The organism is Henriciella mobilis (assembly GCF_003576315.1).
GTDB lineage: Bacteria > Pseudomonadota > Alphaproteobacteria > Caulobacterales > Hyphomonadaceae > Henriciella > Henriciella mobilis.
On sequence record NZ_QWFZ01000035.1, the window covers coordinates 69950 to 94459 of the forward strand.

The 24510-nt window shown below is 61.1% G+C and carries 18 protein-coding genes; 3 read left to right on the forward strand and 15 right to left on the reverse strand.

Annotation, left to right across the window (positions count from 1 at the left end; translation table 11 throughout):
* Positions 1–14: 14 nt before the first annotated feature.
* The 14 genes from D1227_RS16595 to D1227_RS16660 form a co-directional block, all read right to left on the reverse strand.
* Complete coding sequence (locus D1227_RS16595; RefSeq protein ID WP_119405476.1) at positions 15–1316, reverse strand: glycosyltransferase family 4 protein; 1302 nt, start codon at positions 1314–1316, stop codon at positions 15–17.
* Positions 1309–2901, reverse strand: coding sequence for a glucosamine inositolphosphorylceramide transferase family protein (locus tag D1227_RS16600; protein ID WP_119405477.1), 1593 nt, complete (start codon positions 2899–2901; stop codon positions 1309–1311). The genes D1227_RS16595 and D1227_RS16600 overlap by 8 nt, the downstream gene beginning before the upstream one ends.
* Positions 2898–3944: an Ldh family oxidoreductase gene (locus D1227_RS16605; RefSeq protein ID WP_158586698.1), complete on the reverse strand. Its 1047-nt coding sequence runs from the start codon at positions 3942–3944 to the stop codon at positions 2898–2900. Before D1227_RS16605 ends, D1227_RS16600 begins: the two co-directional genes overlap by 4 nt.
* Positions 3925–5154: a carboxylate--amine ligase gene (locus D1227_RS16610; RefSeq protein ID WP_119405479.1), complete on the reverse strand. Its 1230-nt coding sequence runs from the start codon at positions 5152–5154 to the stop codon at positions 3925–3927. The genes D1227_RS16605 and D1227_RS16610 overlap by 20 nt, the downstream gene beginning before the upstream one ends.
* Positions 5151–6230 (reverse strand): cyanophycin synthetase, encoded by a 1080-nt coding sequence (locus D1227_RS16615; RefSeq protein ID WP_119405480.1) that lies wholly within the window; start codon positions 6228–6230, stop codon positions 5151–5153. Before D1227_RS16615 ends, D1227_RS16610 begins: the two co-directional genes overlap by 4 nt.
* A gap of 36 nt (positions 6231–6266) precedes the next feature.
* Entirely contained in the window at positions 6267–6977 is a 711-nt protein-coding gene (locus D1227_RS16620) for an RraA family protein (RefSeq protein WP_119375164.1), read from the reverse strand.
* Positions 6978–7047: 70 nt separating this feature from the next.
* On the reverse strand, positions 7048–7728 hold the full coding sequence (locus D1227_RS16625; RefSeq protein ID WP_147372668.1) for a hypothetical protein: 681 nt from the start codon (positions 7726–7728) through the stop codon (positions 7048–7050).
* Between the two features lie 290 nt (positions 7729–8018).
* A complete protein-coding gene (locus D1227_RS16630) occupies positions 8019–9497 on the reverse strand; it encodes a hypothetical protein (protein ID WP_147373347.1) in 1479 nt (492 codons plus the stop codon).
* Between the two features lie 170 nt (positions 9498–9667).
* Complete coding sequence (locus D1227_RS16635) at positions 9668–11152, reverse strand: oligosaccharide flippase family protein (protein WP_147372666.1); 1485 nt, start codon at positions 11150–11152, stop codon at positions 9668–9670.
* Positions 11153–11324: 172 nt separating this feature from the next.
* Positions 11325–12410, reverse strand: a complete 1086-nt coding sequence (locus D1227_RS16640; protein ID WP_119375160.1) for a C1 family peptidase — start codon at positions 12408–12410, stop codon at positions 11325–11327.
* Positions 12407–13993, reverse strand: a complete 1587-nt coding sequence (locus tag D1227_RS16645) for a serine/threonine-protein kinase (protein ID WP_119405482.1) — start codon at positions 13991–13993, stop codon at positions 12407–12409. Before D1227_RS16645 ends, D1227_RS16640 begins: the two co-directional genes overlap by 4 nt.
* Before the next feature lie 13 nt (positions 13994–14006).
* Positions 14007–15158 (reverse strand): FHA domain-containing protein, encoded by a 1152-nt coding sequence (locus D1227_RS16650; protein ID WP_158586699.1) that lies wholly within the window; start codon positions 15156–15158, stop codon positions 14007–14009.
* A gap of 4 nt (positions 15159–15162) precedes the next feature.
* Complete coding sequence (locus D1227_RS16655; RefSeq protein ID WP_119405484.1) at positions 15163–16833, reverse strand: zinc ribbon domain-containing protein; 1671 nt, start codon at positions 16831–16833, stop codon at positions 15163–15165.
* Between the two features lie 3 nt (positions 16834–16836).
* Positions 16837–17379, reverse strand: coding sequence for a hypothetical protein (locus tag D1227_RS16660; RefSeq protein ID WP_119405485.1), 543 nt, complete (start codon positions 17377–17379; stop codon positions 16837–16839).
* Between the two features lie 156 nt (positions 17380–17535).
* On the opposite strand from D1227_RS16660, the gene D1227_RS16665 reads away from it, so the two are divergent.
* Together D1227_RS16665 and D1227_RS16670 are read left to right on the forward strand one after the other, a co-directional pair.
* On the forward strand, positions 17536–18120 hold the full coding sequence (locus D1227_RS16665) for an ECF-type sigma factor (protein WP_119375155.1): 585 nt from the start codon (positions 17536–17538) through the stop codon (positions 18118–18120).
* Positions 18101–20479, forward strand: a complete 2379-nt coding sequence (locus tag D1227_RS16670; protein WP_119405486.1) for a serine/threonine protein kinase — start codon at positions 18101–18103, stop codon at positions 20477–20479. The genes D1227_RS16665 and D1227_RS16670 overlap by 20 nt, the downstream gene beginning before the upstream one ends.
* Before the next feature lie 9 nt (positions 20480–20488).
* Here the strand turns inward: D1227_RS16670 and D1227_RS16675 are convergent, their stop codons facing one another.
* Positions 20489–21442 (reverse strand): DUF481 domain-containing protein, encoded by a 954-nt coding sequence (locus tag D1227_RS16675; RefSeq protein ID WP_158586700.1) that lies wholly within the window; start codon positions 21440–21442, stop codon positions 20489–20491.
* A gap of 424 nt (positions 21443–21866) precedes the next feature.
* Between D1227_RS16675 and D1227_RS16680 the strand changes: the two genes are divergently transcribed.
* A partial coding sequence (locus tag D1227_RS16680; protein WP_119405487.1) for a TonB-dependent receptor occupies positions 21867–24510 on the forward strand: 2644 nt, incomplete at its 3' end.

The following is a 24510-nucleotide window of genomic DNA, read 5'->3' on the forward strand; positions in this document are numbered from 1 at the left end:
CAGAGAACAGAACACTAGCTAAACGGCGAATGGCTCGGAATGCCACGCAGCGCATTCTCGCGGGCTTCAAGCTGGCGGCTGCTCGGCACACTGGCGCGCGAGAGTTTCTGGTTGAAGACGTCGATATGCGCATCGGTCCAGCTCGCTGCCGTGTGGCAGAGCGAGGGCGCATGCTCATAGGCCTTGTGGCTCATCTTCTCGATCAGGCTGTCATCATGCGAGAACATTTCGAGCAGCTCAACCAGGCGGCGCGGATCATTGACCGAGAAGCGCCGCCCGAATCCGAGATGTTCGACATCCGTTGAGAGGTAGGCTGAGTCCGAAACGATGACCGGGAGCCCGCTCATGGCCGCCTCGAGGATGACCAGGCCGAACGGCTCGGTCACCCGGCTCGGCACGATCAGCGCTCTCGCCTTGCGGGCATATTGCGCAATCTCGCCCGGTTGCAGCCAGCCTGTCAGGCGGGCATGCGGGAAATTGCGCGACGCCTCACGCTCCAGCTCACCGCTGCCGACCATGGTGATGGTCGTGCCGGCATCGGACGTCGCCTTGAGCGCGATATCGGCGCCCTTGTCGCGTCCAAGCCGGCCGACAAACAGGTAACCGGCATTCTTTTCCGCGCGAATGCGGGCATTTGTCCACGCATCAACCGGATTGGGAATGACCACCGTATCGGGCGCCGAAAACCCGGCGCGGCGAAACTTCAGGCGCATCTCTTCATGAATGAAGGAGAAGGTAGACGGGCTTTGATCGAATTGTGCGATGCGGTTCAGGTGCATGTGGCGGGCAAAGCGCCAGTATTTGTGGATCGCATTGCGCCGGTCGCACTGCTTCATGAAGCAGGCTGTCGACATCGGTTTGGCGTCGCACGGCTCAGACTTGCCGAAGTGCAGGAAAGACCCGTTCGGGCAGACATTGAAAAAGTCATGGCAGGTCACCAGCGTCCGGTCGGCCACCGGTCGTAGCGCCTTGTAGATGGTCGGCGACAGGATCTGCGCCCAGTTGTTGAGATGGTAGACGGTTCCCGGCGTATCATGCTCGGCAATCCACCGGCCGATCATCGCCACCGTGTTGGAGTTATGGATGCCGTCGCGCATGGCCTGAAGCGCCGAGCGCTCCAGCAGGCCCTGGGAGTTCAGGCCGCTGACCGTGACACCAAGATCTTCGAGATGGTCGGTCGTCGCCTGCCCCGTCAGCAGCGTCACAGGATAGCCGCGCGCTCGGTACTGCTCGACCGCCTTCAGCGCGAGAATGCCAGCACCGCCTTCGGCAATGCTGTAGTCGTGGATAACGACAATGCGGTCGATCTTATCCATGCCGGCTCCTTGCGGGCGAACGCCGCGCGCTTGCAAACCCGCCGACCTGTCGGCGGACATCCATGACGACCGTATCGCCGCGTGCATCCATGTGATGGCAGCCGATCACGCCCGGTTCGAAGTCCGGCTCAATCTTGCGCACTATCGTCTCCTGGTAATCGTCGAGCGAGATGTGGTCGATCTTCATGACGTTGAGGCCATAGCCATAGCGGCCATGGGAATTGTCCTGCGAGATGCGGTAATAGGCGCCATCCCGCTCGAGGATACGCCCGCCATTGCGGGCCGTGCGCGAGTCGAAGACGACGGGGTTGAGCGCATGTGGCGTCAGCGTCTTCATGCCCGGCCCGTCGACCTTGTAGAGATGCAGTTCGGAATTCATCTCGCCGAACGGATCGTTCGAAATGTTGGTGAACAACCACCAGTCATCGCCGATCTGCGCGAGGCTGGAATCGGCTGCAATCACATTGTCGAGGATTGTGGCCTCACGCTCCCACCGGTCCGGGAATTCGATGCAGCGCCAGGTTTCGATACGGTGCGCACCACATGTCTCCGGCATCATGAAGAGATCGCCGTCATGCTCGAACAGGAACGGGAAGGACAGGTGGTAATCCGTCTTTAGCACAGGGCGAACATCCGCCAGCGCGCCATCCTCGAACCGGCCCGCACTCAGATGGCCGCGGCCTGTCGTGTAGTCATAGACTTCGAAAAAGCACCATGTCTCGCCATCCCGCTCCCATAGGAACGGGTCGGCATAGTATTCATTGGCCGGCGTCGGATGCGAGCGCATGGCCGACGGATCGGCGTCGGCAAAGGCGCTTTCACTGGTCTTCAGGAAGAACATGCCGGGCCGCAGCCCTACCTTGGTCGCAACCTTCTCGACGAGGCGCGCCATCATGCCGCCGGTAAACTTGGTCAGGTAGACCAGCAGGTCCAGCGTCCCCGGCGTGCGTCGCGGCTGCGGCGCTTCGGCGAGCTGGTCCAGATGCAGGCCGCCGCGCTCGGCGCGCTTCAATTCGCGCAGGATCAGGGCAACCGCCTTTTCGCACATGAAGAGGTGATTGCGGGTTACCACAAACTTGGTGTTGAGCGCCGCCGACGAGACCAGGGTCTTAGCCTTCCCGCCGCCCGGCGTCCGCAAGAGGGTGACCTCCGTCACAGGCGTCTTCTTCACAATCGCCTGCATCGCGCCGGCGCCGAGGCTTTCACGCGACACATCCACCGACCAGACGCCAAGCGGCACGTCGGACGCGATGGCATCTGCATCGCCGCCCGCCGTCAGGTCGATCACGACGTCGGGCTTCAGCACAGCAACGCCGTCAACGTTGGCCTCGCCGGTTTTCAGCGTTGCGCGGGCCTGATCGAACAGCTCGGTTTCAGCCGCTTGCGGCTTGGCAAGGAGCCGGCTTTCAAAGGCCCACCATGCCTTGAAGAGCGGACCGCTCCGGGACGACAATGCCTGGCTATCCGAAACCAGGAAGCCGCACAGTTCAAGTTCCGGCGCCCTGCAGATACCCTCGGCCAGCCGCAGCATCCACGGCGCCAGGGTATCAGGACCCGTACAGAGGATAGCGACCCGAAGCGTCATTGACTCGCCCCCTTCCAGGGAAGCTGGACATTGTACGCTTCGGCCAGATCCTCAAACGCCGCCAGCGTGGCCGGCTCGAGGTCGATCCCGTTCTTTTCGCTCTCGGCAAACGCCGCCCAGCGGGCGTCGCCCGGCATCCGGACATCGCGGTCCCCGCCCGAAGCTGCAATGACGCCAGACAGCATGTCCATGCGCGCATAAAAATCGTCCATCGGCATCCAGCGCGCAGCATCGAGCGCCAGGATGAAATGCCCATTCTTCCCGCCCGCATCGACATGCTTGTACATTGAGCCAAGCTCGCGCGAGATGCCGGCGCCAGTCAGGACCGCGCTCAGGATCTCGACAAGGATGGCAAGGCCAAAGCCCTTGCCGCCGGCCGCTGGCAGGAGTGTGCCCGCCATAACCTTGTTCGGGTCGAGGATGGGGTCTCCGGCCGCGTCGATAGCGACACCCGGCTCGAACATCTCGCCCTTGGCGGCCTTTTCGCGAACCGTCGATCCGGCCACCGCAGCGGTCGACATGTCGACCAGGATGGAGCGGCCATCACGGCGCGGCGCGCCAAAAGTAAACGGGTTGGTGCCGAGTACCGCATCGAGGCCACCCGGCGCGGCGACCTTCGGAAAGGAATTGCTGAGGACAAGACTGATCATGCCCCGGCGCGCGGCCAGCTCGGCATAGTAGGCGCCCGCGCCAAAAAAGTTGCTGCCGGTCACACCTACAACGCCGACGCCCTGCCTGGCTGCGATGTCGCAGGCGCGGTCGACGGCCAGCCGTCCGGCATAGTGTCCGAAGCCATTGTCGCCATCGAGGTGATGCGCGCTGGGCGCGAGCTCGGTGAAGACGGGCGCCGGCGGACACTTGATGCCGCCAGCGGCCACACGCTTCAGAAGTATCGGCAGGCGTTCAACGCCATGATTGCGGCGTTCGACCTTGTCACACCAGACGAGGTTGTCGGTCACGGCGTCGGCCTGCTCGGCATCGACGCCAGCAGCGATCATCACCCGCCGGGTAACCAGATAGAGTTCAGCGCCTCGAATCCGCATGGCGTCCTTGTGCCTTGAACACATTAGCCACTTTCGAAAAGACCTTGGACACGTTGCCCCACGCCTCTGCCAGGGTCGGCATCGGGTCTCTCACGCTGAAATATGGCAGGATAAAGGGCTGGCCCAGCACTGTCTTTGCCCAGGAAAATGGGCCCATGATGCCGAGCTTGCTCTGTTCGCGCATGGCCATGAAGTCCCGATCTGGATACCAGAGGCGGAGTTTCTGGGAGTACGTCCTGAATTCCTGAACCGGCTGGCCGGTCAGGTGGCAATAGATCATCTCATCGATCGGTGCTCCGGCTTCCGTGACGAGGCGGTGGGCTGCGGTGAACCGCGCATTGACCTCGATGATCTTGAGCTTGCCGTCGCGGGTGTCGCGCTTGAACTCGACATTGCCCATGCCCTGCCAGCCAATGCTTTCAAACAGAAGGCGGCCGAGCTCTGCGGTTTCCGGGAGCCATTCGGACTGGTGGAAGCAGCCGCCGCCCTTGTTCATCGGCCAGCGGCGGATGACGCTCTTAGTATAGTCGAAGAGGCAAACGCCATCGGCGGTGCGGTAGGTGTAGTAGCTGCTCAGCAGGTCATCCGGGCCGGGGATCATCTCGACCACCATCACGTCCTGCCCGCGCGAACGCGCCAGCGCGACCTTCTCGACGACTTCCTCGAAGCTGTCCTCGACGATGAAAAGCTTGGTCCCGAATTCATGGATGAAGGCGTAGGAATCCAGCGGCTTCACCATGACCGGAAACTTGATCTCTTCACGGATGTTCAGCACGTCCAGATCGGACTTGATTTCCCAATAGTTCGGCGTCGGCACATCGACCTTGCGCGCAAGCGCGAGCGTGGCCTGCTTGTCCAGCATGGTCCGGCGCAGCTCGGGAACGAATTCCTCGACGCGGTAGTGTTCTGACAGGGCCTTGTGGTTAGCTTCCATGAAGGCCAGCGACTCATCGCAGAAGGCAAAGATGATACTGCCCTTCAGCGTCTCGAGCTGATCTTCCAGCAGCAGCTTTCGCCAGTAATAGGGCGCGGTGTTTCCTTCCGGCACAGGAAATGTCTGCCGGGTGTACTTGGAATCCATAGACCGGCACCCAGGAAGCCCCGTGGCCGTGACATGCACACCAAGCCGGCCCAGATTGCGGGCGACGGCCACAGCATTTTCGCGTCCTCCGAGCAGGATGACGGGGGTGCTGGTATTAATCTTGGTCATATCTGAATCGTTCCCGATCCCGTTTCGAACATCTTCTCAAGAAGGACCGCAGCCACATCCGCCTTCTGGTCGTCATTCGCGACCAGATAGTGGTGATGTATCCCCGGATTGACGTTGATCTCGTTGAAGATCACGCCCCCTTCCTTAAGCGGCACGGAAATATCGTCCGCTGTCACGTCGAGCCCTGCAAATCTCACGCCGAATGCCTTGGCGAGCCGGGCGCCGGCTTCGATTATTTCAGGATGGACCTGATCGCGTACGACATGGTTCTGCGCGGCTGCGTTCTCATTGACCGCCAGTTTGACCCGGACCACTTCTCCGGCCTTCGGCACATAACCGGAATTCCGGCCCTCGGCAGCCAGCGTGTTCCGGCTCTCCTGGTCGAGGATCAGCGGGCTGAGCGCTGTGATCGGATCCATGGCGAGGCGGCGTTCATTCTCCGCCTTGACCAGCGCCGACACGCTTGAGCTGCCATCGCCGGTGACCGTTGGCGAATCCCGGCGGACGGCATCAATGAATTCGCCGTCGAGATAGAGAATACGGTAGTTGTCTCCGGTCAGCTGTTCTTCGGCCATGAGCGCCTGATTGAAGCCGGCCGCGTGACGGGCGGCCACCTGAAGCGCGTGTTCGGTCGTGATGCCGGTGGTCACGCCGCGCCCGCCGCCTGTACCGTCAGCGGGCTTGATCACGATCGGGCCGGACTGGCTGGCGAGGAATTTCTCGGCCTTGGACAGTGTTGCCAGCGTGAAGTTCTCGAAGGCGGGTGTCCGCACATCGGCCTTCGCCATGAATTCGAACGTCATGGCCTTGTTGGCCATAAGCCGCAGGGTCACCTGGCTGTCGAGCATCAGGTCGGAATGGTCGACAAAGGTCGCCCGATCGCCTCGGCTGATCTGGACCAGTCCGTTGGCGCGGCGTTCGGCTGTCGCGCCGACCTTTTCGGCAGCCTCGGACCAGAGTGCCTTGTAGAAACTATTCCTGACGGTCCGGAAGCGCCGTCGCGCGAGTCCGGCCTGGGCATCGAGCAAGCGGCGTTTGTTGCGCAGCCAGACGCGAGTGGCGGGTTGAACCGGCATGAGCAAAAGTCTTCCAGACCATCAGGAGGTTAGCTATCAGTCGTTAAACGCGCATCCCGTGCTGCGGAGCTGGTCATCAACCCACGCATTCGAGAAAATCCCGCGTTTCACGTTTTCGACATACTCAGCCTGACGCACCTTGCTTGCGCGAAGGCGGCTGAGGATCTCCGGACCGTAGTCACGCGGAACAACCGCGATACCGGTCAGGTCTGCCTTGATGATGTCGCCTGGATTGACGACAACACCGCCGCAGCAGATCGCCGTGTTGATCTCGCCCGGGCCGCGATGAAGCGGGCCGAACGGTGTGGTGCCGCGCGCGAAAACCGGAAGGCCGGTTTCCTGAACGCCCGGAAGGTCACGGATCAGGCCATCGATAATGAAGCCAGCAATGCCGCGATGCTTGGCCTTGTTGGCGACCAGGTCACCAAACACGGCGTTCGTCATCGCGCCACTGCAGTCAACGACAACCACGTCACCAGGCTTTGCGATGTCCAGCGTCTTGTGGATCATCAGATTATCACCTGGATAGCACTTGACCGTGAGGGCTGGGCCAAGCAGTTCCTTGTCGTTGGACAGGTTCGAGATTTCACCACTCATCGCGTAAAGGCGATTCAGGCTGTCTGATACGTCGGCCGTTTCAAACTCTGCGAACCCTTCGATGATTTCCTTCGGCGGCCGCGGAAAGTTTGTCCGGATCATGAAGCCCGGTCCGGGCGTCATTTCTGCCGATTTCAGTTTCTCTGCCATGTAATTGTCCCCTTATACGCTACTGGTGCTGAATACGTCCCTGAATTCAGACCGTTTCGATATCCGGCTTCTATGCCGGTGTAACTTCGGCTTCTTTTTCGCCGAAGATGTTTTCACCGAGCGGATCGCGGCCGTCGCCATTTGCCTTGATGTAAAGGATGGCCGTGCCGGCTGGCTTCACGCGCTCATGGAAGATCGACGAGCCGAGGAAGACGATAAGATCACCGATCTCTTCGTGCAGCATGACGGCTGTCTCTTTCTGGTAAACGTGTTCGAGATCCGGGTGGTCGCGATCGGTCAGGAAGACCGCACGCTCTTCCGTATTCGGACCGAATTGCAGCTCCGGAAAGACGCAAACCGTGGAGCCTTCAGACAGGTGCACCGGAAGACCGATGGACACAGCCGATGCTGCCCGGTCCTTGTGCGGCGCCGGCCACGGATCGGCCGCCTCGTCATAGACCTTCAGGTGGCGTTCGGAAATCGTGAAGCCATCCTTGTCGATGCCTGTGAGTGCTGACAGACCGTCGCGGAATTCATTTGCAGCTTCCTGCGACTTGAACTCGAAGACATATTGGCGCTTCTTGCCGTAGATCTTCCAGTTCTGCGCTTCGTTGAGCTGATTGCTCTGGGAATCCTCGTAGAAACCCTTCAGTTCGCTGACGAACTCGTCAGACAGAACGTCCTTGAGATGAACATAGCCCTGCTTCTTGAAAGTCTCGTGAGCAGAACCTGGATCGTATTTGAACAACATGGCGTCCCCTTCCACGTCCATAAGATGTTGCAATGTACCGATGAAAGCTGAATTGCCCCTCATCAGTGTCCCCTAACGAGTGTCCCGGCTTGATCTGCGAGATATCGAGACACCCGATCCGATTGTGCAATTGGCGCGCCAACTGCGCAATAGAGACTAGGAAAAAAAGGGCCTCGCGTCATTCGATTGCGCGCAAACTGCTAGTGACTGCCTCAAGATTCGTCTGACTGGCGAAGTCCTGCGCAAAAACCACCCAGCCGGCTGTGCCCCATTCCAGCCTTTGCGAATGCCTATGAGGAGGCAGGTCCCGGGTTGAGCGCGGGACGCGCCCGCGTCCCCGGCGCTGCCTGTGCCGGTTCTGGCGGCTCCACATAGTAATGCAATACACCCTTTCGGTAGAATACCGATGCACAGGCGATACCCGCCATCACGTAGAAGTGGATACCGAGATCCACCGTCGACGAGGATACACACGCCGCGATCAGGATAGCGAAACAGCCTGCCCGTCCGGCCGAAGCGTATTGCTGGGCCTCATCGTCGGCTAGGCGCGAACGCTTCGAGACATCCTCCAGGAACAGGCGCATGAAGAACAGGCCGAACAGGACAAGTCCGATAATCCCCAGATTGGCAATCACGCCGACGAGGAAGCTGGACGTGCGGACACTGCCTAGACCAGCGCCCAGGCCGAAACTGTTCACGAAGGCCTCCAGGCCACCCATGTTCCAGGACGAGCGTTCAACACCGCTGGCGCTTCCGAGCTTGTTGGTGATGGACTGGTCGAAAGTCTCGAGGATCGGCGCGATCAGGTCGGGCTTGATGGCAACAGCGGTGGCTGCGCCAAGCGCGGTGAGCGGGCCGAGCGAGATGAAGATAATCCGGTTGGTCGACGAGCGTGCCGCCAGCGAACGACGGCCATCGGTCTTCGCCAGCGACCGCGCATATGCAACTGACAGATAGCAGATCAGTGCGAGATAGCCGGTCGAGGAAAACGCGAAAAGGATTGAGAAGAAGGTGAGCAGCGCGATCAGGCCGGTGACTTCCGGGCGCACGCCGCCGCGCCACAGACGGAAGTTGAAGGCGAACAGGCCGACGCTGAAGGTCGCGAAGGTCGCGGCCTCAGGAAACGCGCCGGTGACCCGCTTAACGCCCATGAATTTGTGCGAGAAGTTCTGCGAGTAGTCTGCGTTCCGGATGAAATCGAGAACATTGCTCGCGCCAACGGCGAAGGTGGCGGTGTCCACGAGCACGATGACCAGGTTGAGCGCACTCGCAATGATCAGCGCCCCGCCGGCCTTTTTCAGCATCTCATTGGTACGCGCCATCGACGAGACGGCTGCGAAAATGAACAGAGACGCGGCAAAGTAGACCGCCTGGTTGAAGTTGGCGCCCGATGGATAGAGCGGCACTTCGATGATGAACTTCCGGTCGGCGTTCATCGGGAAAACCATGAATTCGCCGGCGAAAAGCCGCGGCATCAGAATGCTGGAGCTGAAGCCCCAAATGCACAGCAGCAGCAGCAGAAAGCCCGGCCGGCCCTGCTGCATCGCCACGGTCGCAAAATCGAACCCCCTGTTCCGGATCAGGACAGCCAGGACGAGAAAGCCAAGGCTGAGGTGGCCCGGCGTAATATTGGCGCTGCCAAACGACATGGCGGATGCCGCGCCCAGGAGGCCCATACAGCTTGCCAGCGTGAGCGCCATGGCGCTTGAGCGCAAAACGGCAAGTACGCCAAGGCCAAAGGTGATCAGGCCAATAAGTTCAATGCTCACGGCCAATCTCCCGCATCTGGCGATACGGCGAGCTTGCCGGACGACATTCTATCCCCAACTGGCGCGTCAAATTCATCCCCATGGACATCGCCACTGCTTTACTCGTGACGCAATTATTCCCCTGAAGCAAGAACCATGCAGACTGGTGGCACAGCGCTTACGGCAGAAGCCTAGCTGCTTGCCGGCTCATTCTCACTGGCCGGCAGGATGGCCGTGCTCACCGTATGAAGCAGGCCCAGTGTCCAGGTTCGCATCGCGACAAAAGCCGTGACGACATAGGTCACCACACCGACAATTGCCGTGACCGCAATGGTTACGATCGGTCCTTGCGCCTCGAGCAGCATGGACGCGCCAAAAACAACCAGCAGACCCGCTGCGCCAAGCGCAAGCCCAGGCAGCACAGCCCGGCCAACAGCCAGCATGGTGGTGTCCGTCAGGCGCGTCAGCTTGTGCGTCAGGCGAAGAACATAGACCAGAGCGGACGGAAACATGCCGAAGGCAACCGCAATAATACCGAAGTGAACGGTGCAGAGTAGCGCCACAAGAAGGATGATCGCCTCAAGTACCCGCGAGCGGAACAGGAAGGCGGTGTGACCCGCCGCCGCCAGCTGTGCGCTGACGATCTGGTCAGCCGACGTGATGATCTTGGCCCAGCACAGGATCTGAAGAACCGGCACCATGGCCATCCACTCGCCACCGAGCATGACGGCGATGAGCTCATGCGAGAGCAGGCTGAGAGAGCCAAGTACAAAGAGCATGATGGAGAGGTTGATGACCAGCAGGCTCGTCCAGAGCTCGGCTGACAGGCGCTTTTCACGCGCCATGCGGCCGACGGCCTGCCAGGTCAGGATGCGGAAGGTCTGCGCGAACAGGTCAAATGCCGCCCCGGCAGTACGCGAGCCCATGCGGAACAGGCCAACGGCGCGCGCGGTGAGGAATCCGCCGAGGACAATGTCCGCGCCGGAGGAGGTGAAGTAGGCCAGTGCGGAATTTCCATAGAGAGGCGTTGCAAAACTGACGATCTTGCGCGCGTCGTCGCGCGACCATTCCGGCTTTGGCAGCAGGCCGCATTTCCAGCAAAGCGCTGCGGCCATCAGGCCCGAAGCGACATAGCGGTTGACGATCAGCGCCCATACCCCAAGACCGTTGACGAGCATCAGCACGGAAACGGTGAACCCTGCGATCTCCGAGCAGATCAGCGCACCATAGTAGAACTTCACGTCCCCTTTTCGTAGCAGCACCGCCTCTTGCCAGCTCGCGATCAGCGCGAGGATCGGCATACCGGCGGTAAACGCCATGAGTTGCGCGAGAAGATCGCCCCAGCCGAGCAGGTACACGCCAAGCGAACAGGCCAGGATGAAAGCTGCGAACGCCAGCGAGAACATCATCTGAAGGGTAAAAGCCGTTCCCTTGGTCTGCTCGAAGGCAGGCTCCCGGAGCACGAAGTGATAGATGCCCGAATACATCTGGATCACGCCGAAATTCATCAGGATCGACGACAGGACAAAGATACCGAAGAGTTCGACCGTCAGGAAGCGGCCAGCCAGCAGGAGCAGGACAAGCAGCATCATCTGCGCGCAAAGCCGCGCGACAACGCCCATGACCGCTAGAAGACCGACTTGCCGCCGGGCCTGACCAGGTGATGCATCCGACAAGGAAATACTCCGTGGGGCTCGATTTGATCCCCTTCATGCAAATCCCACGCTACTTCGAATGCGTCATACGCCCGCGAATGGCGCCTGTATACGTTCGCAGCATGTCCTGGCCGTTTCATTCCGGGACTGACAAGACTTCAGGCGCTCGGCGTCTGCTCTGCCGGAACTGACCTTATTTCTTGCCGCGCAGGCGATCCCTGAAATCGCGCTTGGCCGTTTCCAGGTCGCTCGACAGCCGCCCGCGCAAGTCGGCGCGCAGCTTGTCCAGTGTCGAGCCGCCCACGGTCATCTCTTCAGGGTCAATGCCGACACTCTTCATGGCCTCGTTCATACTGGGCCCTGCCAGCTTGAATCCTTCAGCCTGCTCGATGGCGCCAATGGTCCAGAACGCCTCTTCCGGCGCCCAGGCGTCCATGGTCTCGAAGGGGATCCGCAGATACCCATTCTCCGCAAATCGCACGCCCCAGCTGTTGCGCACGAGCCAGGTGTTGTCATCCAAGTCATACCCGACGATCAGCATGGAATGCCCAGCGGGCGGCTGGTTGTTGGGCACCTGGTCGGGCTTCGGCATGACGCCGGTCTCATTGGCGTGGTTGTAGTAGTTCATCGGTGCAAACATGCCGAAGACGATCGGCAGGCCCTGCGCCAGCGCCTTGAGGGCCGACTCGCCGCGCGGGGTGCGGGCATACTGAACAGCCTCATATTTCTGCGCATTTTCGTAACAGGCTTTAGGCGGCGCCTGCGTCACGCGCTGCAGGTCGAATGGCCAGAGCGCAGCTTCGCAAATGCCGTGCGCGAGCATTGAGGCCATGCCGTGATGGATTAAAGTGCCGCTGTCCTGTCCCTGCGTGCCCGAGAGCGCACGGGCATTGTAATAGACGAAAAGGCGCGACATGTCGGTGACCGGAAGGCCGGCCTTCTTCTGGTGGAACTCCAGCGCGCCGACCACGGCATTGCCGACACACGAAGACGTGGTGAGCTGGTCCTCGATCGGCGAGCAATGGATGCGCAGGTCGACCTGCCGGGGCAGCCGCATGCTCGACGCGATCAGTTCCGGGGCGGCGGGCGCCGTCTTGTCGAAGATGCAGCCGGTCAGCTTGTAGTTTGTGAAGTCGGCCATGGAACCTCCTGCTCCAGAAGTGAAAATGGGCGTATTGTCTGTCTGGCAAATGCCGCACTGATAGGTGAAGACCGGCAGCGGAGAGTTGCAGTTCCAGCAATGGGTTGGCCGGCCGAATGTCTTCTTGTCATCGGTCATGGACACGGCTCCCCCGGATTATGATTCACATGCATCTGACCCTGGGCCACAATCGTCGTGCCCGACGGGTCGAAGGTCTGATAGGAAATGTGGCACTGACGGTCCCAGCTGGCCCGGCCTTGCAGCGAGAGCCCCATGGCCGGTGCGGAGACGACATAGGTCCCGTTCGAACCCGACAAGGACCCCCTGATCGTGTAGTAGCCGCCATCCATTCCATAGCCGTCTCCGCTGAACTGGCCGCTATCGGACATGCGGATGTCGTAGACGATGCCCGAACCGTCATTCCATTGACCGTTCAGCGCCCGCACGGGTGGCGGCGGAGGCGGTGGCGGTGAGTATGGCGGACCATCGTCGTCATCAGGGTCAGGAACCGGATCGGGATCGTCATTGACATCATAGCCCATGCACATCCGCCAGCTGTCGCCAACGAGACCGACACAGGGATCGTCGTCGATAACATCTTCAGGCCAGACCGCCGCGATCAGGACGACACCCGCTACGCCGGCGCCGGCCACATACCACCAGGGCTTGATCTTGCCGCCAGGGCCGACCGGCCCTGGTGTAGGCCGAGGATCGGGAGCTGGTGGGCGCCCCAGATTGACGGCGTCCACCAGTGCCGAGCGATAGTCCTCCGCGCTCTGCGGCCGGTTGGCCGGGCGGTTCGAAAGCCCCTTCTCGATCAGCGCATCGATATCGGCCGGCACATCCGAACGACCGCCGGACGGCGGCTGCCAGTGACCCTGTGGCAGGACATCGACCAGCAATTCATAGAAGATCACCGAAACCGAATAGAGATCGGCTGACGGCCCGGCAGCATCAGGATTGGTAATCTGCTCGGGCGCCATATAGCGCGGCGTGCCGAGGCCGGTTCCTGTGCCGCTGTCTACCGTCCCGCCGGCTGCGCGGGCGATGCCGAAGTCAAGGATCTTGAGCGGCGCGGCCTTGTCGTCCGGTTCCCCCGCCAGGATGATGTTTTCGGGCTTGAGGTCACGGTGGATAACCCCGGCTGCATGGGCCGCCTTCAGCCCATCCAGGATTTCGGCGATGATACGGGCCGCAACCCGCAACGGAACATCCTCACGTGCCTGTACCTTCTGGCGATGCCAGGCGCGAAGCGACTGCCCGTCGAGATACTCCATCGACACGAAAGGCTGGCCGGCCTCTTCACCGACATCATACACAGCGACAATATTGGGATGGCGGATGTCGCGTGCCGTGATGCCTTCAGAGATCAGCCGGTCGACGGCATTCGATCCAGCGAGGCGTTCGGGCCGGATCAGCTTCAGCGCAACCTGCTTCTTTGCCAGCTTGTCATCGGCGCGGTAGACCACGCCCATGCCCCCGCGCCCGACAACGTCCTCAATGGTATAGCGTCCGGCGAAGACGGTTCCGGGCGCTAGCTCCGGCTGCTTTCTCGAGCTCGGTGAAACCGTGCCCGTATCGTCGAGGGTTTCCAGCCCGCCCACCGTCTGCATGGCGGAGACGTCCACTGAAGCGGGCTTCTCGTGAACAGGTTCGCCGCATTCCGGGCAGAAGCTGTCGTCTTCGCTCATTGCGTGCTGGCATTTGCTGCAGGTCGTCATGAGGTCTGTTCCATCAGGCAACGGGCGGAAGGCCCTGGAAAGTGATGTCGGTCACCCGGCCGTGTTCCTTTTGAAAGCGGGCCTTCAGGCGAAACTTGTTCTCGGCAGCGCGCAGCGGCGCGATCTCGTCGCCATCACTGAGGACCACGGTCTTGTCGCGGCCATAGCCCTTGCCATTGACTGAGACACCGCCACCGCCCGTTACACGCAGGATCAGGCGGTCACATTCGATGTAGAGCTCGAAATGGCGGCGCGAGATCTGCTGGCTCAGGTCACGGTCGATGTTGCCGGCCTCGTCGCGGACGAGCAGACGTATATCGCCTGGACCACCCTGGCTTCGGGTCCGGCTGCGGCCAGCCGAAAGAATGCCGTCCGATGTCAGGATGGGGCCGGGAAAAGGGGTTTCCGCGTCCGGAAACCCCTCCCACGCAAGGCGGGCGCCTCTCGGCACCCACACCATCTCACTGGTCCCCCGAAGTCCCAGCCTGCGTTCGTGCTTCTCTGCCCGGACAAGCGCAAGGTCGACCGCTTCAGTCGACCGCTTAGCGACGGTATCCGAAGCCCCCTGCCCCGAAATGTAGACCGTGTTGCCGTGCCCGGCGCTCTGCCCGCCAATATTTACAACGGGCGCGGCAGCCTTGCTGTCATCCTTGACCTCGATGGTCAGTGAAGCGGCAAAGACGAAGGCCTCCTGGCGCCACCGCCAGTGGCTCGACACGGCAATCAGGACTTCCAGTCCATGAATGCCGGCCAGACCCAGCGGATCGGTGCGAACCGAAAAGGGCCTTTGCTCGCCGGCATGCAGCCGCTCCCAGCCGAGATCGACCTCACGCCACTCGCCGTAGCCTTCGCTGCTCCATACGGACGTTACGAACAATGGGCGGCCCACGCCTGAGCGGTTTGCCAGCAGCAGAGGTATGGCGACGGCCTCACCGATACGCGCTTCAGTCTGCGCGCCCGCCGCCATCTGGAGGTGCGGTGACACGCACACCGTGCACCGTCCCGCATCGTCGAGCAGGCCACCGCATTCCTCGAACGCCATGCACCGGATCAACGGCTTGCCGCATTCACCGCAGAACGTCGCATCCTCTTCGAGCGCCGACGTGTAGCAGCAGGGCTGCTGAGTGCGCTCGGGAAGGTTATGGGAGGAAGACGGCGCACTCATGTCATCAGGTCCGCAGCTTGTGTCCGCAGCCGGTGCAGAAATTCGCCTTGGCCGGCAGGGTTCGCCCGCACTTCGGACAATCGACCGTCGTCGGAGAGGTCTCCAGCCCGCTATCATGCTCATGACCGGACTTGCCGCCTGCACCGTGGGCAACGCCAGTGGCCCCGGCCATACCTGCCTTGAGAATGTCGAGTTCATGGCGCCGGCCCGCTTCGCGCTCCTCGGCGGCGCCCCTGACCAGTTCGCGCATGGCCTCCATGGTGCTTTCGCCGCCACCGGCTTTTGCCCGGGCCTGCTCAATCAGGACGTTGGCAACATCCGGCGACAGGCCCGCATTGATCGCCATAATCTGCTCCGGCGACATCTTCGCGCCGGCCTGCAGCTGCGCAGTCCGGAAGTCGGTGTCTGCCCGCACCTTCGCGATTTCGTTTTCGGTATCGGCTTTCTTGCCGCGAATATCGCGGTCGGTATCGCGGTCCTTGCCTGAATGCTCGATGTCCATGAGGCTGCGCAGATTGGCGGCAGACTGCTCCTGCGCGATGCGGGCGAGTTCGAGCTCCATCCGCTCGCTGCGTTCCCTGATCTCGACATCGGTAAACGCGCCGATCTTCTTCATCTCGGCGACGTGCTTGGCATCGAGGAGCTCGATTTCGCGCTCGACGGTGCGCAGCCGGCTGGCTTCCGATGTCAGGTCGGTCAGGTGGCTCGCTTCGGCGAGGTCGTTTTCAAGCTTGGCCGCGCGTTCGGTCCGCAACACCTCGATTTCGTGGGCAAGCGCCTCCATTTCCTGGCGGCGTGTCGCCTGCTCGCGCGCGTCCAGGAAAGCGACTTCGCTGTTGAGCACCATGTGAGCAAGCTCATCCTCGCTGGCGCTTTCGAGCTTGGCCATGTCGACATTGGCGGTAACCCGAATCTCGGTCGCTTCGGACTGGCGTTCCACCTCCCGCTTCAGCAGCGACAGCTGGTGGTCGAGCATGTCCTGCTCGCGGTTCAGACGGGCGCGGAGAAGAGCTTCTCGTTCGACATCGCTAAGCGCCCACTCCACTGATACGGCCCGCACCATGACGCCGATATCGCCGCAAACGCGTTCGGCTTCCTGCATCATGTCCGCCTGGATCTTGTCCTGCAGGCCGCGCTCGCCGCGGATATCCTCGGCGTTCACTTGACGCAGCGCCGCTTCCATCACCCGGTCGGAGAAATGCGGCGCAATGCGTTCCAGCACATCCATCCGCGAGAGGCTCTTTCGCCCGGCCGAGGGCGCGGATTCCTTCGAAGCCCCATCGCTCTCATTTCGGGACACGCCGCTCATCAGGCCAAGGATATTGGACGGCTTGTCCGGGTCGAGCTGCAGCTCCAGCGTCGCCAGCCCCTCAATGTAGACATCGTCCTTGGACGTCCCGAAGACCGGAAGCTGGACCTGGAACGGTTTCAGGTCGGCGAGCATCATCGCGATATGACTTGATCCGCCGACGACGCTTTTTACGGCGTTTACCAGCCCACCTGCTGAAAAGTGCGCACCCTTGTAGGTGTCGATCAGCTCACCATTGCGGAACAGGAGCGCAGCAAGATCCGGCGGGGTCGCAAAGCGCTTTTCAAGAAACGCCTTGAATTCGGATTCACGGACAAATTCCGCAAGCAGGTCCGGGTCGGTCAGTACGAGTGGTTGCGAGGCCATGGATCAGCCCTCCTGCCATTGGCGGCTTTTGAAAAAGCGGTAGACGTGAACGATGATGACAAGCGATGTCACGGCGAAGGCGATGGGATGGTTGGCGATCACCGCCCCCATCCGCTCGATGGAGGAGTACTCCTGCATCATCGAGCCCATGCGGCTGACCTGGAAGATCGCGCCATAAATCATGGTGGCCAAGGTGAAGACGGACATCAGGAAGCTAACGAGACCCGCCAGACGGCCGGCCAGGGAAACCGGCCGGCGCTTGCCCACCATGGCTTCTTCCCTCGCCCGCTTTTCCAGCGCCTCATCATAGGCCGCCCCGCGTGCAATCGCTGCCTCGCGGGCCGCGTGATCGACTTTCAGAAAGTCCGGCTGGGCCGCCTTGTTCTTTCCAGCCGACTGGACCGGGGTCAGATTGGACGCCGAGCGCCGCCACCAGACGAATACCGTCAAAGCCAGCCAGACCGCGGCCACCGCCATGGTCACGTTCAATAGAAGCGTGATCAGCGGCCAGGCCTCGGGCGGGATTTGGTCCAGTGTCTCCTGCATGTCTGCGTCCTCGAAATGCGTCGGGTCTATAGAAGGAGGCGCAGCCCGGGCGCAGAACGGGTCACAAGGCCGAAAATATTTTTGCGGCGCGCGATTTGGCAGCAGACTTGCGATTGGCTCGCAACTATGGAAGGCTTCCAGTCGAGGAGGACGCGCATGGAAACTGTAGATGCAGCTGCGGCAAAGGACTTGCTGTCCGCGTGGCGCGAGGGCGACCTGGCGGCCCGCGACCGGCTGTTCGAGCTGCTCTATTCCGAATTGCGACAGGTTTCAGCCGCTTTGCTGAGATCCGAAAGCAACGCGTCTCTTTCGACGGGTGACCTTGTACATGAAGCGGTTGTCCGGCTGATCCATATGGATCAGATCGAGTGGACCGATAAGGCACACTTTCTTGCATTGTCGGCGCGCGCCATGCGCCGCGCCCTGATTGATCATGCCCGCAAGAAAAAGTCCGGCAAGCGCGGTCACCGCAAGGTCACGCTGGTGTCGAGGATCGCTGATGGCGGGCTTCACAGCGTTGAACTGGATATCCTCGAAAAGGCACTTATCCGCCTCAATGTGATCGATTCCGAGAAAGCCGAAATCGTCGAGCTTCGCTATTTTGGCGGCTTGAGCCTTGAGGACATATCGGAAGTCACCGGGTCGTCTGTTTCAACCATCAAGCGCCAGTGGCGGGTGGCTCGCGCCTGGCTGCTGGACAGCCTTCAGGACGCAGCCCGGGATGAGCACGGATTCGCTTGACGCCAAGGCGATGACGATTTTTTCCGAGGCGCTCGACCAGTCCTCGGACAGCCGCGAAGCGTGGATCAAGGACGCCTGCGGGGACGACACCGCCTTGCTGGCCCGTGTTCGCGCGCTGCTCAATGCGGATACCGGACATGCCAGCCTTCTGCGGACCGGCGGCGCCGCCACGGACCACCAGGACGCCCCCCTTCCAGAACGCGTCGGCGCCTACCGCATCACCGGTCTGATCGGTCAGGGAGGCATGGGAGCAGTCTATGAAGGCCACCGGGACACAGAGGACTTCGACCACGTCGTCGCCATAAAGGTCGTGCGCCCAGGCGCGCTGTCGGACTCGCTCGTCGAGCGCTTCCAGCGGGAACGGCGCATCCTCGCACGGCTCAACCATCCCCACATCGCCCGCCTCTATGATGGCGGCCAGACCGAAGACGGCGCGCCCTTCATCGTGATGGAGCGCGTCAACGGTATGGCGATCACCGACTGGGCCGATGAGCGCTCGCTCGCCCGGGATGCCAGGCTGTCGCTTTTTGACGACCTTTGTGACGCGGTACGGCATGCCCACCAGAACCTCATCATCCATCGAGATATCACACCAAACAACGTCCTCGTCACCCCTGAGGGCTATGTGAAACTGATCGATTTTGGGATCGCAAAGCCGCATGAGGACGAGGAGGAAACCGCCAACGCGATCAATCCGGAGATGCTCAGTTATACGCCAGGATTTGCCGCCCCTGAACGCGCCACCGGCAGCGGTGCAAATACGCTTTCTGACATCTTTTCCCTCGGCAAGATCCTCGCCGCCCTGCTCCCCGAAACCATGCGGGACAGGGATCTCGACGCGATCATCGCAAAGTCGACAGCGCGCGATCCGAAAGACCGCTACCCCTCGGTCGACAGCCTGCTGGAAGACGTGACCAGCTATCGCAAGGGCTATGTTGTTGCAGCTCGCGAGGGCGGTACGCCTTACCGGATTAGCAAGTATCTCAGCCGTCACCGCATCGGCGCAACGGCGACAGCCTTGGCAACACTGGCCCTGATTGGCGGCCTGATCACCATGACGGCCCTTTACCGCTCAGCGAGCGAAAACCGGATGGCCGCCGATGCGCGATTCGACGATGTCCGGGAACTCGCAACCTTCATGATGTTCGACCTCTATGACGAGATGGAGAAGGTTTCCGGGAATACCCATGCCATCTCAATACTGGCCGACGAGGCCCAGACCTATCTGGACTCGCTGAGCGGCGACTCCCGCGCATCGCTGGATGTCCAGCTTGAAGCCAGCCGGGGATACAAGCGCCTGGCCGACATCCTCGGCAATCCCAAGAATGCCAATCTTGGCCGCCGGGACGAAGCGGGCGAGATGCTGGAAGCGGCCTACAGACAAGCGCAATCTCTTTATGACAGCCACCCGGACGACAGGCAGGCGGTTCGCACGCTGGGCGAAGTCGCGTTCTCCCTTTCCACGCATCTCTATGTCTCCTCGGACCAGAACCAGCGCTCTCATGAGCTGGCTGAGCAATCGGCCGCGATGTACCGGAAGCTGACCTCGTTGCCGGGCGCGCCCTTCGACGATCACCGCCAGTTCGTACGGGCAAAGATGATGTCAGGCGTCCCCCTGCCCTGGATGGACAAGGACGAGGAAGGCATCGCAATCCTGAAAGATGCGCTCGCGGCGGGCGAAACGCTGGTTGAAACCTATCCCGATGAACCGGAAGCGAAACTCCTGCTAGGGTCGATCAATGTCGAGGTCGCGCGCGCCTTGGTCCGCAAGGCGGACAAGGAAGGCATTTCGAGCGACAGCCTTCCCTATTGGGATGAGGCCGTCCGTCTTCGCCTTGAATCGTATCGCGACAATCCTGAGAATATACAGCCTTACCGCTCGCTGGTGACGATCCATTATGAACGCGGCGCTGTGCTGCGCTCGGAAAACCGGCCAGCCGAAGCCCTTGCCGAGATGATCCGCAGTCGGGAGATCGCCGAAGAGCTGCTCGCAAACGATCCTGACGATGCGTGGCTGCAGCGAATGCTAGGCGGCGTACAGGACGAAATTGCCAAGACGCTTTCCTATGAAGGCCAGCATGCCGAAGCCATCGCGGCCGCCGCAAAGGCGAAACGCTACAGCCTCGACGAGTTCGAGCGATCGCCCGACAATTTTGGCGCAAAGCGCGAGTGGGCCTACAGCCTCTCCCTCTATGCAGGCATTTACCTGAAGGCGGGCAAAATGGCTGAAGGTTGCGCCCTGGTGTCTCAATCACGCCAGCAATGGAATGAATTGTCCGAGAAGCATTCCCTGTCAGACCACGACATGGCGGTTTCCATAGCTGAACTGGAATCGCTTGAGGAAAGCTGCGCAGGCTGAAGGCTCCGCTCAGTAATGGAACATCACATCGAACTTCAGACTGGAATCGTAATTCTCGCTCATCAGGGGCGGGTCCGTTTCATACCGGAAGTCATATGAGACGCCCGCGCGCACCTGGTCGGTTACAGCGGCATTCAGACGAAGCGTCGGATTGAAGGTCGATGTCGGCTCCGAAAGCGTGGCCTTGGAGTCGAATTCGAAGTTCCAGTCCTCATTAACGGCCCAGTCGAGTTCGAAGGACCCGTAGATGCCAACGCCGTCAATGCTCCTGTCCTCTTCCGACAGCTTCAGCAAACGGTATCCCGGCCCCAGCTCGCTGCGAATCGTCAGCGCGTCCTGCTGGACCAGATATGTCCCGGCTCCGACGCCGGCGAATGCGCTGGTCTCGAAACCCGAGAACGCATCACGGTCAATTGAGCCACGGACATAGCCAAAATACCTGTCAGTCCAAAGCGTATCCAGCTGATAGGACGCGCCCCAGTTCCTCTGGTTCTGTACGCCATTGGCCCGGGACGCATTGCCGTAACCTTCAAGCCTGTGGATCTGGGCCCGGCGCATGAGATTGACCTTGCCGTGCATGCCGAGGTGGAAGGTGTCCGAATTGCCCTTGGTCTGAACGGCGTTCAGCGTGAGTTCCGCGTTGAGATCATCCCAGTAGGTGGGCTTCTCCAGCTCCGCTTCCTCGATCTGCACATCGACCGGCGCGACCACGACAAGTGGCGCAATCTTGAGAGGCGCAACGGGCTTCTGAAGCTCTTCAACGAAACGGTCGATCTGACCGGCCTGGTCGGGATAGGCTGACTTGGCCGCCGAGATGACAGCTTCTGCCTGTTCCGGATCGTCAAAACGCATCGCAGCCGAAAGCATGCGCCGCACGCCCGGCGGCAGTGGCTCAGGCTGAACGATGACGGTTTCAGGTTGAGCGCCTGCAACAGCAGCAGGCGCCAGGAAAAGCTCGAGCATGCGCACTCGCCCCGGTCGGTTTTGGACAATCGTTTCAATCTGCTGAAACCGATTCAGATTTACATTCCATAAACCCGAAACACATGCGGCGCAGCCGGGCTGCATTTTGGCTCAGCCGAAGGCCTCACACCCTCAGCGCGCGCCCCCGATTCCAACACGGCATCGGCTACCCATGAGGGGCGAACCACACCGGCCATGACTGAAAATCTGCTAAACAATCACTGCGTTTGCATTATTTTTTGCAAGTTTTGCATTATTTTCGAGTCCCCGAAAACCGTGCGAACTGTAGCTTTTTCGCCTCACTTACGGGTAGTATACGCTGGCTTTACAAATTTTTTTCGATTTCCCGTTTGCAAAGTTTGCGAATTTTTGCGACACAGGGGCGGGTTAAAAAAATCGGGCGCAAAGCGTCAGGGAGGAAAATATGATTTTCACGGACTCGATCCGGCAGGGTCTTCTTGCAGGCGTCGCGGGCAGTGCCTTGCTGTTCAGCAGCTCGGCAGCTTTTGCTCAGGAAGAGGCCCCGGCGGCCTCGCAACAGAACGGCGACGAGACAGCTGCGGACGGCGAAGACGAAACCGCACGCCTGAGCACAGTCACGGTGTCCGGCATTCGCGGCTCCATCCAGAACTCTCTCAACCTGAAAAAGAACGAGACGTCGATTGTCGAGGCCATCTCGGCGGAAGATATCGGCAAGCTGCCGGATCTCTCAATCGCCGACTCGCTGGCCCGCCTGCCCGGCGTCACCGCTCAGCGCGTTCGTGGCCGCTCGCAGCAGATTTCCATTCGCGGCCTGGGGCCGGACTTCTCGCTCGCGCTCTGGAATGGCCGTGAGGTGGTCTCCGCCGGCAACAATCGTGGCGTAGAGTTCGACCAGTTTCCGTCCGAGCTTGTCTCGCAGGGCGTGGTCTACAAGACCCCGGATGCGCGCCTCGCAGCGACCGGCATTGCCGGTGCCGTCGACCTGCGTACCGTGCGCCCGCTCGATTACAGTGACCGCCGCATAAACCTGTCGGCCAAGTACACGGTTAATGACAATGGCCAGCTGAACCCCGACTTCGACGATGACGGGTTCCGCTATTTCGGATCCTATATCGATCAGAACGAAGCCGGCACGATCGGCTGGGCGCTCGCCGCCACGGTCCAGTCGAACCCGACGCAGTACTACTCGCGCGAGCTGAAAACCAATGACGGCCAGACCAGCATCGACGGCACGACCGGGCTTGTGTATCCCTCCGACAACCCCCGAACGGGCGTCGTGTCACGGGACTTCGAGCGGACATCCATCGCTGGCTCCCTGCAGTTCGAGCCAACCGATCGCTGGCGCACGACAATCGATACCTTCTACACCGATACTGAGGATTCCGGCATCTTCCGGGGTGTTGAAACGCCGGTCGCTTCATGGGCCAATTCCAGCCCGGCCCTGACCAACATCACGGGATCAAGCGGCTTTGCCGACAGCGCCACTTACGCTCCGGTCAACCCGATCCTGCGCACGGACGAAGAGGGCAATACGGCCGAAATCTGGGCCTATGGCATCAACTCGTCCTACGACGTCACGGACCGGCTGACCCTGACCGGTGACATTTCGCGCTCGACCCTCGATCGCAATGACATCGACTACGAGTCCTATGCCGGCACCGGTTTCGCCGGCGCGGGCCCCTTCGACACGCTGACCTTCAATTTCCCGAATGATGGCGAGTACTCGATCGATCACGACCTGGACTACACCGATCCGTCGGTCGTGCTCCTGACCGATCCGGGTGGCTGGGGCCAGGTCGGCTTCATCAAAGAGCCGAAGATCGAGGACGAACTCGACCAGATCCGCCTGGAAGCCGAGTACGACATGGAGCTTCCATTCATCACCGGCCTGGTCGGCGGCTTCCTGTACACCCAGCGCGAAAAGACCTTCGACTCCAACGAAGCCTTCCTCCGCGCCGGTCCGGATTTCGTCAACGGATCGCTCGCCATCCCGTCCAACGCCATCGCGGGCAAGACGGATTCTGGCGATATCGGTTTCGACATGATCGCCTACCGCACCGGCCGCATGCTGAACGACGGCACCTATACGGTGGAAAAGGCGACGTTCGATACCGAATGGATGGTCGAAGAAGAGATCCAGACCTTCTACGCCATGGCCAAAATCGATGACGAGCTTGGCGGCGTGCCGGTCCGCGGCAATTTTGGCTTCCAGTACATCGATACGACGCAGAGCTCGACTGGAACGCTTAACTTTGGCGCCAACCAGTTTATCCAGGATGTCGAAGAGAGCTACACCAACTTCCTGCCGAGCGCGAACCTCAGCTTCGAGGTGATGCCGGATACCTTCATCCGGACTGCGGCCGCCCAGACTCTGACCCGCGCGCGCCTCGACCAGCTGGCAGCCAACCAGTCTCTGGAGACCAACAATCTGGTTTGCGCCGATACGAATGGAGACCAGCTGCCGGATGCCGTTGGCACGGTCAATCCGCAAGCCGGACGGACCTGCTTCACGCAGAGCGGCGGCAACCCGTTCCTGCGTCCCTACAAGTCGACCTCGTTCGACCTCGCCTTCGAGAAGTATTTCGGCGCAACGACGGCGGTCTCATTCGCCCTCTTCCACAAGGAACTCACGGACTGGGTCGTCCAGCGCGACTTCCTGATCGACGGCACGCAATCGATCCGGGCCGGTGGCCTGGGCGACTTCCTCGACGCCAATCCGGAAATCGCACCGGTCGTCCTGAGCGGACCGGAGAACTTCACGGAGGGCTCGATCACAGGCTTCGAGGCGACGCTCCGAATGAGCCTCGACGACTATCTGCCGCCGGCGCTCGAAGGGTTTGGCTTCAATGCCAGCTACACCTATGCCGACAATGAGCTCGACGACGGTAACGGCGGATCACTGGCCATCCCAGGCTACTCCGACACGGTATGGTCTGGCGACGTCTACTACGAGAACCATGGCTGGCGGGCCCGCGTGAGCGCGCGTCACCGGTCGGAATTCCTCTCCGAAGTCCAGAACTTCGACGGCTCGCTGTCGGGCGCTCAGGCCTTGGACGAGACCATCGTTGACCTCCAGGTCGGCTATG

What these genes read in the sequence shown, in the direction of transcription:
- D1227_RS16615 (WP_119405480.1), bottom strand. Translation starts at nt 6,230, where the DNA reads ATGCCGGTTCAACCCGCCACTCGCGTCTGGCTGCGCAACAAACGCCGC.
- D1227_RS16660 (WP_119405485.1), bottom strand. Translation starts at nt 17,379, where the DNA reads ATGCAGGAGACACTGGACCAAATCCCGCCCGAGGCCTGGCCGCTGATC.
- D1227_RS16675 (WP_158586700.1), bottom strand. Translation starts at nt 21,442, where the DNA reads ATGCTCGAGCTTTTCCTGGCGCCTGCTGCTGTTGCAGGCGCTCAACCT.
- D1227_RS16605 (WP_158586698.1), bottom strand. Translation starts at nt 3,944, where the DNA reads ATGCGGATTCGAGGCGCTGAACTCTATCTGGTTACCCGGCGGGTGATG.
- D1227_RS16670 (WP_119405486.1), top strand. Translation starts at nt 18,101, where the DNA reads ATGAGCACGGATTCGCTTGACGCCAAGGCGATGACGATTTTTTCCGAG.
- D1227_RS16655 (WP_119405484.1), bottom strand. Translation starts at nt 16,833, where the DNA reads ATGGCCTCGCAACCACTCGTACTGACCGACCCGGACCTGCTTGCGGAA.
- D1227_RS16645 (WP_119405482.1), bottom strand. Translation starts at nt 13,993, where the DNA reads ATGACGACCTGCAGCAAATGCCAGCACGCAATGAGCGAAGACGACAGC.
- D1227_RS16610 (WP_119405479.1), bottom strand. Translation starts at nt 5,154, where the DNA reads ATGACCAAGATTAATACCAGCACCCCCGTCATCCTGCTCGGAGGACGC.
- D1227_RS16625 (WP_147372668.1), bottom strand. Translation starts at nt 7,728, where the DNA reads ATGTTGTTCAAATACGATCCAGGTTCTGCTCACGAGACTTTCAAGAAG.
- D1227_RS16600 (WP_119405477.1), bottom strand. Translation starts at nt 2,901, where the DNA reads ATGACGCTTCGGGTCGCTATCCTCTGTACGGGTCCTGATACCCTGGCG.
- D1227_RS16620 (WP_119375164.1), bottom strand. Translation starts at nt 6,977, where the DNA reads ATGGCAGAGAAACTGAAATCGGCAGAAATGACGCCCGGACCGGGCTTC.
- D1227_RS16595 (WP_119405476.1), bottom strand. Translation starts at nt 1,316, where the DNA reads ATGGATAAGATCGACCGCATTGTCGTTATCCACGACTACAGCATTGCC.
- D1227_RS16640 (WP_119375160.1), bottom strand. Translation starts at nt 12,410, where the DNA reads ATGACCGATGACAAGAAGACATTCGGCCGGCCAACCCATTGCTGGAAC.
- D1227_RS16665 (WP_119375155.1), top strand. Translation starts at nt 17,536, where the DNA reads ATGGAAACTGTAGATGCAGCTGCGGCAAAGGACTTGCTGTCCGCGTGG.
- D1227_RS16650 (WP_158586699.1), bottom strand. Translation starts at nt 15,158, where the DNA reads ATGAGTGCGCCGTCTTCCTCCCATAACCTTCCCGAGCGCACTCAGCAG.